This is a genomic window from Kurthia zopfii (genome assembly GCF_003143955.1).
Lineage (GTDB): Bacteria > Bacillota > Bacilli > Bacillales_A > Planococcaceae > Kurthia > Kurthia zopfii.
In genome coordinates this window covers 1-13547 of the sequence record NZ_QFVS01000009.1, presented here as the reverse complement: position 1 = coordinate 13547, position 13547 = coordinate 1, and the positions used below count along the sequence as shown (strand labels likewise).

14 protein-coding genes are annotated in these 13547 nt (G+C 36.5%); all 14 read right to left on the bottom strand.

Annotated features, from left to right (window positions below; genetic code table 11):
• Positions 1-30: 30 nt before the first annotated feature.
• The gene (locus DF281_RS05085) at positions 31-540 is read right to left on the bottom strand and encodes a DivIVA domain-containing protein (RefSeq protein WP_109349169.1); all 510 of its coding nucleotides are present in this window, start codon (positions 538-540) and stop codon (positions 31-33) included.
• Between the two features lie 93 nt (positions 541-633).
• A complete protein-coding gene (locus DF281_RS05080; protein WP_109349168.1) occupies positions 634-1422 on the bottom strand; it encodes a YlmH family RNA-binding protein in 789 nt (262 codons plus the stop codon).
• Positions 1423-1510: 88 nt separating this feature from the next.
• Positions 1511-1771, bottom strand: a complete 261-nt coding sequence (locus DF281_RS05075; protein ID WP_109349167.1) for a YggT family protein — start codon at positions 1769-1771, stop codon at positions 1511-1513.
• 21 nt (positions 1772-1792) lie between these two features.
• Positions 1793-2329 carry a cell division protein SepF gene (locus tag DF281_RS05070; protein ID WP_109349166.1) on the bottom strand — a complete coding sequence of 179 codons (537 nt, stop codon included), beginning with the start codon at positions 2327-2329 and terminating at the stop codon, positions 1793-1795.
• Positions 2329-3018: a YggS family pyridoxal phosphate-dependent enzyme gene (locus tag DF281_RS05065; protein ID WP_109349165.1), complete on the bottom strand. Its 690-nt coding sequence runs from the start codon at positions 3016-3018 to the stop codon at positions 2329-2331. The genes DF281_RS05070 and DF281_RS05065 overlap by 1 nt, the downstream gene beginning before the upstream one ends.
• 162 nt (positions 3019-3180) lie before the next feature.
• Positions 3181-4329 carry a cell division protein FtsZ gene (ftsZ, locus tag DF281_RS05060; RefSeq protein WP_109349164.1) on the bottom strand — a complete coding sequence of 383 codons (1149 nt, stop codon included), beginning with the start codon at positions 4327-4329 and terminating at the stop codon, positions 3181-3183.
• 47 nt (positions 4330-4376) lie between these two features.
• On the bottom strand, positions 4377-5669 hold the full coding sequence (ftsA, locus tag DF281_RS05055) for a cell division protein FtsA (protein ID WP_109349163.1): 1293 nt from the start codon (positions 5667-5669) through the stop codon (positions 4377-4379).
• Between the two features lie 288 nt (positions 5670-5957).
• Entirely contained in the window at positions 5958-6707 is a 750-nt protein-coding gene (locus DF281_RS05050) for a cell division protein FtsQ/DivIB (protein ID WP_109349162.1), read from the bottom strand.
• Positions 6708-6725: 18 nt separating this feature from the next.
• Complete coding sequence (gene murD / locus DF281_RS05045; RefSeq protein ID WP_109349161.1) at positions 6726-8081, bottom strand: UDP-N-acetylmuramoyl-L-alanine--D-glutamate ligase; 1356 nt, start codon at positions 8079-8081, stop codon at positions 6726-6728.
• A gap of 1 nt (position 8082) precedes the next feature.
• Positions 8083-9054: a phospho-N-acetylmuramoyl-pentapeptide-transferase gene (gene mraY / locus DF281_RS05040; protein ID WP_109349160.1), complete on the bottom strand. Its 972-nt coding sequence runs from the start codon at positions 9052-9054 to the stop codon at positions 8083-8085.
• A gap of 159 nt (positions 9055-9213) precedes the next feature.
• Positions 9214-11298 (bottom strand): penicillin-binding protein, encoded by a 2085-nt coding sequence (locus DF281_RS05035; RefSeq protein ID WP_240605516.1) that lies wholly within the window; start codon positions 11296-11298, stop codon positions 9214-9216.
• A gap of 86 nt (positions 11299-11384) precedes the next feature.
• The gene (gene ftsL2 / locus DF281_RS05030) at positions 11385-11768 is read right to left on the bottom strand and encodes a cell division protein FtsL (RefSeq protein ID WP_109349158.1); all 384 of its coding nucleotides are present in this window, start codon (positions 11766-11768) and stop codon (positions 11385-11387) included.
• A 14-nt stretch (positions 11769-11782) separates the two neighbouring features.
• Positions 11783-12721: a 16S rRNA (cytosine(1402)-N(4))-methyltransferase RsmH gene (rsmH, locus tag DF281_RS05025; RefSeq protein ID WP_109349157.1), complete on the bottom strand. Its 939-nt coding sequence runs from the start codon at positions 12719-12721 to the stop codon at positions 11783-11785.
• Positions 12722-12741: 20 nt separating this feature from the next.
• On the bottom strand, positions 12742-13179 hold the full coding sequence (mraZ, locus tag DF281_RS05020) for a division/cell wall cluster transcriptional repressor MraZ (protein WP_109349234.1): 438 nt from the start codon (positions 13177-13179) through the stop codon (positions 12742-12744).
• Positions 13180-13547 lie beyond the last annotated feature (368 nt).

Genomic DNA, 13547 nt, shown 5'->3' with positions numbered 1-13547 from the left:
AAACTATAGCACTTCGTCAAGTAGTTGTTCTTAACCTTGTGGTAAATTCAAATGTTCTAATTCAGCAGTATCTGCCTCATATTCCATTAAATGATCCCAATCATCGTTTTCGATTAGATCAAGCTGTGCTTCTACAATCATTTTGAAGCGATTTCTAAATACTTTAGATTGTTTTTTAAGCTCTTCGATTTCCATCGCAATACGGCGAGCTTTCGACAATGCTTCATTGACAATACGATCCGCATTCTTCTCGGCTTCTTTAACAATTAGTTTTGCTTCTTTTTGAGAGTTACGACGAACTTCCTCTGCTGCTTCTTGTGCAACAACGATTGATTTTTGAAGAGTGTCCTCTAATGAATTGTAGTGACCTAGTTGCTCGTGCATCGATGTAATACGATTTTCAAGATTCATTTTTTCATCTAACACATTTTTATAGTCTTCCATTAGTTGCTGTAAAAATTCATTTACCTCATCTTCATTATACCCTCTGAATCCACGGTTGAATTCCTTATTATGTATATCAATTGGTGAAATTGGCATGATTTCCTCTCCTTCGCTTCTTTAGTTAATTTAGGTTTATTATACCTTTCATTTGAAATTTGTTCATCTACAAATGTCAAAAATCAATGAATTTTAGGATTTTCTTTCTAGTTTACTGAAAATAATGCGGATTTTATCTTTTTTCGTCCTACCTTCGATTGATTTAATCGATAATCGACCAAAACCTCTAATGGAAAGGAGATCTGCTTCTCCCACTTCAAATGAGCTGTTTTCGGTCAAGCGGAAATTAACTTTCACATGACCTGATTGAATAAGTAAGCTCGATTTTTGTCTAGATATTTTTAAGGCACTAGCCAAAACTGTATCTAAGCGAAGTGAACTGACTGTATCAAATTGTTCTACCCAATGATCTTCTGACAAAATAAAATCTTCATTACTAGTAACATCGGTTAAATTCACTTTCACTTTATTAATTGCTGTTAAATTTGCCCGCACATAATTAGAAACTTCTGCAGCTACAATAAATTGGATTTTTTTGTCATCAACTCTAATATCCCCGAATTTCGAACGTTCTAAACCTATTGCTAAAATAGAACCGAGTACATCCGGATGCTTTAACTGAATAAATTTTGATGGATAGCGTAATTCATAACAGACTAAATCGAAATCCTCACGCGTTGGTTCATAGTAATCTGGAAATAAAAGTAGTCGTTTTCTCTCTGCTTGTTGAAAAACACCTTCAGATGCTACTTTTACATCACCATTCTCCCCGATAATCGATTGCGCGATCATCACTTGTCTCGGATCAAGAAAACCCGTCAACTTCGGAGCATATTGCTGCCTAACTTCTTCAATCATCGTCAATAAATGTGTGATGAATGATTGTTCCTCTGGACGAAAATGTTGCATTAAATCTTTCAAAAAAATCCTCCTAAATGAAAAGAAGTTGCCTATACAGAAGTAAGTTTCATACAAAGATGATCCTGAATTACTGAAAGACAACTAGTTATTAAATACCAAGAGTTCCAAGCACCGTCATAGCACCGCGTGTAATGAATTGCAACGCGAAAATGGCTACGATTGGTGAAATATCAATCATACCGATTGGTGGAATAAAACGTTTGAAGAACCCTAAGTACGGCTCTACAATTTTAGATAAGAACACGCCTACTGCCGATGTTTGAAGTGAAGGAATCCACGACATCAGTACATAGCCGATAATGGCATATGTATAAGCTTGTAGCGCATAATATACGATTACTGTAATCATAGTAAATCTCCTTAAAAATAATTATTCAAAATGTAGAGTCGAAATATCCCCATCAATTTCTACATTTTCTGGCGTACATAAGAATATATCTGTCCCAATTTGTTTAATATCGCCATTCAGCGCAAAAATTGCTCCAGATAAGAAATCAATCACACGTTTACCTTGAATTTTATCAATTCGTTGCAAGTTAACAACTGCTGCTCGCTTATTTTTTAAGCAATCACCAATATCCTGTGTTTCAGCAAATGTAAATGGTTCAAATAATACTAGTTTAGATGTCTTTTGCGAGAAACTCACAACATTTGAAGCAGAATACTCATTTTCAACGACTGCTGGTGCTTGTTGTTTCTTGCGCGGCATCGGATTTCTTTGTTTCATAGGTGTCGCCATTGGTTGTCTAGCATTGAATTGTTCTTGCTCCACTACCATTGACTTCTTTTGAGATTGAGGTTTTTGCGATTTCGCATTGGCAGGCTTTTGTTCTTGAGTTGATGCTACTGATTCATCTTCATCATCTTCTAAATAGAAAAAGTCTTTAAAAATATTTTTCACTTTCATTACGAAACACTTCCTTCATCTCCAACTAGTGCTGTACCGATTCTTACAAAAGTTGCACCTTCTTCAATCGCAATTTCATAATCATTTGACATACCCATTGATAATTCTTCGCAAGGTGCAAATGGCAATTTAAGCGCAGCGACTTGTTGTTGTAATTTTTTCAAACCTTTAAATGTTGCTCGAATGATCGCTTCATCATCAGTATTAGGCGCCATCGTCATAAGTCCAACTACTTGAATCTTACTAAAATCATGCAAATTCTCGATAAAAGCAATCGCATCCGCAGTTGAAAGGCCGTGTTTTGCTTCTTCTTCAGAAACATTCACTTGTACAAAACATTTCACAGGCTGTTCTGCTCTTTTTTCGATTTCTTCTGCAAGACTTAGTCGATCTAAAGAGTGTAAGTAGTCAATATTATTAATAACTTGTCGTACTTTACGCGTTTGAAGTGAACCAATATAGTGCCAAGTTGCTTCATTTCCGATTGCATCATATTTTGCCAACAGTCCTTCTGGACGATTTTCACCAATATGAAGCAATTCATTTTGAAGAACTTCTTTCGTACGTTCAATCGTTACTTGTTTTGTGACTGCAATTAAATTCAACGACTGTGGATTACGTCCTGCTACTTTTAGCGCTCGGTCAACATTATGTTGTATACTAATTAAATTTTCTTTAACAGATTTCATAATTTTTCCCAACTTTTCAAAGATACTTGTTTTCTCATTGTATCAAGCTATGCTTGAACTTTCAATATATAGAGGAAGCTTCATTCAAATTGTCATATTTATAAAAGAAAGCCAACAAACGTCGTTTTCACAACATTTATTGGCTTCGATAGTGAAAATAGATTATCGTCTGTTTTTACGATTACGTAAAAACGCAGGAATTTCATAGTTATCCTCTGAAACAGGTTGTGCTACTTCTTCTTGTTGCACATGTTGAACTTGTTGTTGTTGAGGTGCTTGTTGTTGAACAGGCGCTGCTTGCTGACGTGGCGCTGAGTTCATTGTGTTACGTTGTTGACGTGGATCCATTGAATGCGATTCCTCATTAAAGTCAGTTGCGATAACTGTTACAACGATTTCATCTTTCAGGTCTTCATTGATTACAGAACCAAAGATGATGTTTACTTCTTCATCAGAAGCTGTTGAAACGATATCAGCTGCCTCTTGTACTTCAAATAAGCTTAGGCTTGAACCACCTGTGATGTTCATCAGAACACCTTTAGCTCCTGTAATTGAAGTTTCAAGTAATGGACTTGAAATGGCTTTTTTAGCCGCTTCAACAGCACGAGTTTCACCAGATGCAATACCAATACCCATAAGTGCAGAACCTTTGTTAGACATAATTGTTTTTACGTCAGCAAAATCTAAGTTGATTAGACCAGGAACTGCGATTAAATCAGAGATCCCTTGAACACCTTGACGTAAAACATTATCTGCTTCACGGAATGCTTCAAGCATTGGTGTACTCTTATCAACGATTTCAAGAAGGCGGTCATTTGGAATAACGATCAATGTATCTACTGCAGCTTTCATAGCTTCAGTACCCGCTAAGGCTTGAGATTGACGTTTACGACCTTCAAAAGTAAATGGACGAGTTACTACACCTACTGTTAATGCGCCTAAATCACGAGCGATTTGAGCGATTACAGGAGCTGCACCAGTACCAGTACCTCCACCCATACCTGCAGTTACGAATACCATATCTGCTCCAGCAAGAGCTTCTTCTAATTGTTCTTTACTTTCTTCTGCTGCTTTTTTACCTACTTCAGGATTAGCACCTGCACCTAAACCACGTGTAGATTTGCCACCAATTTGTAAAGTTAATTCAGCACTTGATAGTTTTAATGCCTGTGCGTCCGTATTTACTGCGATAAATTCTACACCTTGTACACCATGTTCAATCATGCGGTTTACTGCGTTGTTACCGCCTCCACCGACACCAATTACTTTAATTACTGCTAACGCATCATCATTTGTATCAAATTCTAACATGTCATTTCCTCCTCTATTTGCACTAATGCGTAGAATTTTTATAGTTATTAATCAATAAATCGATTAAACATATCCTTCAATTTCACCATAACACCTTGCTTTGGTTCTTCTGATTGATCTTGATCCATTTTCGTACGCTTATCATTATAATTATTATTACCTTGTTGAATTGGTTCTAATGGTGCTTCATCACTGAATTCGCCATAGAACATTCCTTCCACAAACGCGTATTGGATTACGCCAATAGCACCAGTTAATTCTGGATTGCGCGCACCCATTTGCGTAGGAGAAGCAATACGAACTCGGGAATTAAAGTGTTCGTTCGCAAACTTTTGAATGCCATCAAGATTAGCGACACCACCAGTTAAAACAATGCCTCCCGGTAAGTCTTCTACACCTTGATTATACAATTCATCAAGAACTAGGTTGAAGATTTCTGAAAGACGATCTTGTAATATATCAACGATGTAACTTAAAGCGAATTGCTCTTTAAAGTCGATTCCTACAACTGGTACAGTAAGTCCTTCTTTGATCATCTTCTCGTCACAATATGCGCGTCCATAATCATAAAGTAACTCTCTCGCTTGAGAAGTATCGATTTTTAATACCCCCGATAAATCTTTCACAAGGTTATCGCCACCAAGTGGGATCATCGCAACATTTGTTAAGATATCCTCTTTAAAGACTGATAAAGTTGTTGATTCTGCACCCATATCTAGTAACATTGTGCCACGAGATTTTTCGTCATCCGTTAGTGCAAAGTTACCTGAAGTCATCGCTTTTAAATAAATTTGTTGAACATCCAGACCGGCGCGTTCAACACATCGTAATATGTTATGTAGAACTGTTTTACTACTTGAAATTAACGTTGAATCAACTTCTAAACGAATACCAAGCATGCCACGAGGGTCTTTAATATCCGTTAAATTATCGACTGTAAATTTCTTTGGAATTTGGTTCACGACTTCGTGATCCGGTGAATTAAGCATAGTTGCTGCCGATTCCAATACGCGATCTAAGTCATCATCAGAGATTTCACGTGAATCACCGTTAACCGCGACTACACCTTTTACATCTTGGATTGAACTTTGATTTGCGGGAATTCCTAAAATTACTTTATTAACAGTCATACCCATCATACGTTCTGCTTTTGCTACTGCCCTTTTGATTGAAGCAACTGTTGCGTCGATATTTACAATATTACCTTTATTAATTCCACTAGAATTCTCAACTCCAACTCCAATTACGTGGATTGTGTTTTCATCTGCTACTTCTCCGATGACACATTTCACTGAGTTTGAACCTAGGTCTAGCGCTACATATAATTCAGGCTGATTCAATTTACGGCACCCCCTTATTTTTCTCTTTTTAACTATTTTATTGTATATTGCTATATTTGTCTAAGTAATTTGTGATTTTCTTCCAACTAAATTGAATTAATCAAAAAACGCTTTGATTAGATCTGACCATCACTCTTATAAACACATACGATAATAGTAGTAGTCTTTTGTTATACCCATAATTGTAAATTTTTACACATCTTTTGAAAAAAAGTTTCATAAAGGTATGTCTTTATTATTCCATATTTATTAAAAAAAAGATATTAACGTCTTTATTACAATTTCAAGTTATTTATACTCTAATTTAAAAGTGTTGTAATAACCTCCGATTTCTAGGTTGATTACACCTTTTTTCTCAGAGCCTAATTGCGCCACAATGGAAGGATAATACTGCAGTTTACTCGCTAGATTCGTGACATTCACTTTCACTTCAAAACCATCGCTCATATACAATTGAACTAAATTACTATTCGTTGTATTTTTAGGTTTCTCTATTTGAGAGATCATCAAGAGAATATCTGCATCTAATCTTTTCAATTGTTTCACCAATTTCGTTCTAAACTTTCGATCAGGCATATCAAGTAAAATAGGAAGGTTCGTTTGATTTACTGTTGTGCGAGATGATAATAATTCGCCGTTTTCTAAAACATAATTGTAACGATCGCCGGTTTTTAATATTGCCATATGCTTGTTTTCTTTGATTTGAATATTAACCTCATTCAGCCATGAACGTTCTACCGTTACACTTTTTACAGTTGGTTGATTTTTCAATCGATTCTGCACTTCTTTCGGGTCGAATCGCCAAAATGAGTCACCAGTCGATAATCCACTATGTTTTATGTAGTATTCCTCCGTTTCAATTTTCTGCCCATCCACATTAATTTTGCCAATATGGCTGAAAGGTGTTTGAAAATAGAGGAGGAACATTAAGACGATGCCTAATAGAACGAGTAAAATGATAAAATTACGTTTTTGCTTTTTCTTTCTACGTTCGATTAACGTTGAACTACGCTCTTTAATCTCAATTACCTTTTGCATCGTCTCACTTCCTTAATACTATTTTTGTAAAGCTTCGAATGCCTCGATAAATAAATCTCCACGTTTTTCAAAGCTTGGGTACTGATCCCAACTTGCACATGAAGGTGATAGTAAAATCGTGTCACCCGCTTCTGATAATTCAAATGCTTTTGGAACTGCATCTGTCATATCATCTGCTAAAACAACTGTTTTCACTCCACATGAACGTGCAAATTCAGCAAATCGCTCAGCAGTTTCTCCAGAAGCGACAACAACTTTTACATGACTCATATATGGTCGTAACGCCTCAAATGAATGACCACGATCTAAACCACCCGCCAATAAAATTAACGGCGTGCTGAATGCTGAAATCGCACTTTTAGTCGCTAGTGTATTCGTTGCTTTTGAGTCGTTATAAAATTTCACTTGATTAAATTCACCAATAAATTGCGTGCGATGTTTCACACCAGTGAATATTTTTAGTACTTTGATGATGGCATCTTTTGGACAATCTACTAAAATAGCCGTCGCAACAGCACATAAGACATTTTCTAAATTATGCTTACCAGGTAATGCGATGACCGACTGTTCTAAGTACGGTTCACCCATCCAATAAATTTGTGTATCATCCGCGCTAATCCCTTCAGCTAATCTTCCATTAGATGAAAATGGAATTAATTTTGCTTTCGATTGTTGCGCGAAATCAGCTACAATTTTTTGATCTGCATTATAAATTAAATAATCTTCGGCTGTTTGGTTTTCTGTTACTTTGAATTTTGCTTTCGCATATTCTTCCATACTGCCATGATAATCAATATGAGCTTCAAATAAATTCGTCCAAATCGCAATATGCGGTTTGAATGATTCAGTCCCCATCAATTGGAATGATGAAAGTTCAGTTACGACTAATTCATCGGCAGAAGCATCAGCAGTAACGCCACACGCTACCGTTCCAATATTTCCAGCAATCAAAGGTTTTTTACTACCTTCTTTTAAAACATCGAACAATAAGGATGTAGTGGTAGTTTTACCATTTGAACCAGTTATACCAATCATTGGCGCTTCACTAACGAGATATGCTAGTTCCACTTCCGTCCAAACTGGAATTTCACGAGAAATTGCATCCGCTACTATTGGATTTGTATAAGGAATACCCGGGTTTTTTACTACGAGTTCAAAGCCGTCGTCGAGTAAATCTTCAGGGTGATGACCACAAATCACTGTAATTCCTTGGTGAAGTAGTGTTTGAGCCTCTTTATTGTCCTCAAAGGGTTTTGCATCATTAACAGTTACAAATGCACCTAGCTTGTGTAGAAGTTCTGCTGCAGCAACTCCACTTTTCGCTAAACCTAATACTAATACTTTTTTATCCTTCATTGATTCGATCATTTTCATCCTATAGGACCTCCGGTAATACTGCTGCTAAAGCACAAATAATTCCCACTAACCAGAATGTAATAACTACACGCCATTCAGACCAGCCTGAAAGTTCAAAGTGGTGATGTATTGGTGCCATTTTGAAAATACGTTTTTTTCTAATTTTGAAGCTACCTACTTGAAGCATTACTGAAGCAGTTTCTACTACGAATACTAAACCGATTAGAAGTAGTAATAGTTCTTGGTGTGTCGCAATTGATACCATACCTAATGCGCCACCTAATGCTAATGAACCTGTATCACCCATAAATACTTTGGCAGGGTTAATATTAAAGATTAAGAAACCTAGTAATGCACCCGTTACTGCGAACGAGAATATTGCGACATCCGGCTGATTTTGAACATAGGCAATAATACCGAATGCTGCGAATGCAACTGCACCTGTTCCCGAAACTAGACCGTCTAATCCATCTGTTAAATTCACTGCATTTGAGAATCCTACTAACCAAAAAACAATGAAAATCACATAGAAATAACCTAAGTTAAATTCAATGTCTGTATATGGAATTGATAAATGATTATCAAATCCTGCGCCTTTTAAAAGTAAGTACGCAACAACCGAAATAACAATTTGAGCGATTAATTTTTGGATTGAAGTAAGACCTAAATTTCTTTTGAAAATGATTTTCAAACCATCGTCTAAAAATCCGACCATACCAAAACCTAATAGTACGATTAATAAAACGATTGAGTAGACACTAAGTTGCGTATAATACATGCTCATCGCCATCGTAGAGATGATGATTGAGAATAAAAAGATTACGCCACCCATTGTCGGTGTTCCTTGTTTTTTCATATGAGATTTCGGGCCTTCTTCACGAATGCTTTGTCCGAATTTCATACGTCTTAATAGTGGGATTGCTACCGGTCCAATTACCGCAGATAATAGTAATGCTGCAAAAATTGTTAGTAGCACCATTGAAATTGTCATGATGATTCTCCTTTAATTACGTTTAAGTACAAGTACTATCATAGTAGTTTCAAATTGAAATTTAAAGGTCAAACGACACGAAAGTTCAATTTTTTTCAGAATAGACTTGTGAATTATAATATTTACCCAAAAGTGGAACACTTTCGGGTAAATATCTAACTATTTCTTCTTACTATATTGCTCTTTTGGTGTTTTAAGTGTGATCTGAACTGCGTCATTCTTTTTCAATGTCACTCCTGCTGGAACGGATTGTTTGCTTACATATCCGTCACCAACCACTTTCATATTGATGCCGCTTAGTTCTTTGTATTTCAAGACATCTCGCAATGACCAGCCTTTAAAGTCAGGTAGAATTACTGCGCCCTTAGTTTTCAAGAGGATTTTCCCCTTCTCTAAAACAACTGAACCTTTTTTCGGGAATTGGTCGGTAATTTTACCTTCCGAACCAACGACAATCGGCTCATATTTTTGCCCTGTTAATTCTTTGACGATGTCTGTCGTTTTCTCACCTAAATAAGAATCGATTGGTTCTTTTTGTGGAACTTGACTCATATCCGTTTCGACATTCATATACTTTAAGCTACTTTCCATTACAGCATTAAATATTTTCGAAACTGGTTCAGAACCATACTCTGTCCCTTTTAAATTCGGTTTTTCAACTGCAACATACATAACTAATTGAGGATCTTTTTGCGGAGCCATTCCGATAAATGAATAAAGGAATTTCCCCTTACCCCAATCATAGCCGCCTTTATTATTCGGAATTTGCGCCGTACCTGTTTTACCAGATACTTCGTATTCTTGGCTTGCAAAGTTTCTTGCTGTCCCTTTAGGCGAAGTTATTGTCGTCGCTAAAATATCTCTAACTTCTTTTGCTGTTTCTGCTGAAATCGGTTGTCCTACTGCTTCCGGTTTATTATTTTTCAATACTTTACCGGTATTAGGATCAACGATTTTGTTAATCACATATGGTTTCATCATTTCACCGTTATTCGCAATAGCACTAAACGCTTGAATTAATTGAATTGGTGTCACAGTCGACCCTTGTCCATATGTAGTAGTTACGGTATTAATCTTATATTGGTCTAATATTTTACCAGTTGCTTCACCTGGTAAATCAATGCCTGTCTTCTCACCAAAACCAAATTTAGCGATAGAATTCAGGAAGTTTTCATCCCCGATTCTTTCAAGTAAGTTCGCCATCCCAACATTTGATGAACGTTGAATTGCTTCTAAATAAGAAATTCTTCCCCATCCTACTTGATTGGCATCTCGAATCGTACGACCACCCACTGTATATTGCCCTGACATAAATGTGGCATTCGGATCCCATACACCTTTTTCAATAGCTGTTGCTAAAGTGAAGGCCTTCATTGTAGAACCTGGTTCGATTGTCGTTTCAGTTAATCGATTTAACCAACTTGTATTCATTCCCTCATTTTTTTGAGAGTTAAAAGTTGGTCGTTGCGTTGACGCTAGAATCTTCCCTGTTTTCGGATCTGCTACAACCGCTACAATCGACTTCGGCTTGTATTCTGCATCTACTTTACTGACTTCACTTTCCAAAATATTTTGGATTGTTTTATCGAGTGTTAAGTAAATATTGTCACCGTCTTTTGGTGGTGTAATCATTTTTTCAGTACCTGGGAATATATACCCCCATTTATCTTTACTAAAATTAACTTCACCGTTTTCACCTGAAAGTTCTTTATTGAATGTTTTTTCTAAACCGCTTTTACCAACAATTTCAACGATTCCTTCATTTTCAGTTCTTTGTGAAAATCCAATAATATTCGAAGCGAACATGCCATTTGGATAAAATCTTTGCGTCGTTTCAGTAAAGTTAATCCCTGGCAATTCCTCATCAGCAATTTTCTGCATTTGACTATGCGATAGATTTTTTCCGACAGCTCCAAATTCAACTTGATAGTAAGGTGATCCATCCGGTTTTTTCATCTTCAGTTTATTTAATATATCTTTTTTAGGCATATTAATATACTTCGATAATATAGTTGCAGTTCGGTTAGGATCACTCACATGTAATTTCTGTTTTGTACCTGCAGATGCTTCAGGCGAAACAACCGCGAATAAATCATAACTCGCAGTATTCGTTACGATTGGCACACCATTTGCGTCTAATATACTTCCTCTTTCTGCTTGTTCTACTTGGGTTTTATTAAATTTAGCTTCAGCTTCTTTCACTAAATCATGCCCGTGGACTGATCCAGTGACTTGAATATACAAAATCCTAAAAAACATCACCAAAAACAGGAGCCCAAATATCGCTAACATCACAAGGGCTCCTGTATTTCTTACTTTTATCTTCTTTGTCATTCTTTTGACACAGCCTTAATGTTGTCAGCATTCGGAGTCAGCCCAAGTTCTTTCGCTTTTTTCACAAATCTCTCATAAGTAGATTTTTCTGCAACTTCGTTTGACAAGTTTTCATTTTCTTTTTGGATTGTGGCGATTTTTACATTCGTTTCATCCACAGTTGCTGAAGTAGTGGCGATTTTCGATTGAACAGATAAACTTAGAATCGCAATAACAGCAATCACCGTTATCATGCTAGCCAAAATTATTTTTTCACCTTTCGTCCATTCGCGTTTTCTTACTTTTTTCGAAGGACTTCCAGCTGGGTTAGTTGGTTGTTGAATTTCAGGTTGAACTTGACGAGTATAGTCTCTTTGAGGTCTATATTGTGGGATTGCCATTATCTCACTCCTAACTATTCCTTAATTTTTTCGATTACTCTTAGTTTTGCTGATCTCGAACGGTTATTCACTTCTAACTCTTCTTCTGAAGGTAGAATTGGTTTTCGATTTACTAATTTATACTTCGGCTGTAAGTGATCCGGAATAATTGGTAAACCTGGTGGTAAGTCTGGTAATGATGATACTTCTTTGAAAATTGTTTTCGTAAGTCGGTCTTCTAAAGAGTGGAATGTTATAACACTTACTCTTCCTCCGATATTAATGATTTCTAAAGCTTGTTGTAATGATTCTTCTGCTACTCCTAGCTCATCATTTACCGCAATTCTGACTGCTTGGAAAATGCGTTTTGCTGGATGGCCACCTTTACGGCGAGCTGCTGCAGGAATACCTTCTTTAATTAATTCTACTAGATGTCCAGTTGTTTCGATTGGAGCGACTTCACGAGCTGCTTCAATTTTGCGGGCTACTTGTTTAGAGAATTTCTCTTCACCATATCGATAGAAAATACGTACTAAATCCGAATAATCCCAATCATTTATTACATCAAAAGCTGTCAGTAAAGCTGTTTGGTCCATTCGCATATCAAGAGGTGCATCTTGGTGATAGCTGAATCCTCTTTCTGCATTATCTAATTGTGGGGAAGAAACCCCTAAATCGTATAAAATACCATCAACTTCTGTAATTCCAATTAAAGCTAGTTCGCTTTTTAGATTACGGAAGTTCGAATGAATAAATGTCACGCGATCAATATAAGGCGCTAATTTTACTTTTGCATTTTCAATTGCAGTTGTGTCTTGGTCAAAACAAATTAAACGACCGCCCTCATTCAGTTGTTGAACAAGATACTCACTATGACCTGCTCCCCCAAGAGTACAATCCACATAAATCCCATCCGGACGAACGTTCAATTCATCGACTGTTTCCTTTAATAATACTGTTGTGTGATTGAACATCATTCAGTCCTCCATATTTCTTAAAAATCAATATTACTATCAAACATATTTTCGGCTAAATCAGCAAAAGATTCAGTAGAATCCTCGTAATAGCTTTGCCACTTTGCTTGATCCCATATTTCAATGCGGTTAGATACACCCAAAATGACACATTCCTTCTCAATTTTCGCAAAGGAAAGTAAGTTATTTGGTATGTTAATACGCCCCGACTTATCAAGGTCAACTTCTGTTGCTCCTGAAAAGAAAAAACGTGTGAAAGCGCGGTTATCACGCTTTGTAAGTGGTAGCTGTTTGAGTTTTTGTTCAAGCTTTTCCCATTCTGCCATCGGATAACCAAATAAACAATCGTCTAGCCCTCTAGTTATAACGAATCCGGCCATCATATGTTCACGGAACTTAGCCGGAATTATTAAACGACCTTTCGTATCAATATTATGTTGATACTCGCCCATAAACATACAATCACCCCACTGTCTGAAATTAATGTACCACATTCATCCACTTTCCACCACTAATTACAGAAATTTTGAAGTGAATGTAATAAATTTAATGTACGAAAGTCGGTTGTTTCTTCGTTTTTTTAATAAAAATACACCCAATTAAACAATTAATCGTTATTTGGAAATTTTTTTTATTATTACAGCCATTTTCAAAAAGGTACTTTCCTCTTATTTACAATTAAACCATTACACTTACAAAGTGAACTACTCGCCACTTAGCTAAACCTTGCGGTTCTTCACGCTTGAAGTGGGAGCTTCTTGGGAATAGAGCGTACTTGCAAGTGTATTTCTTTACTTGCAGCGGTTTCTCTTATTTGACCGAGCTA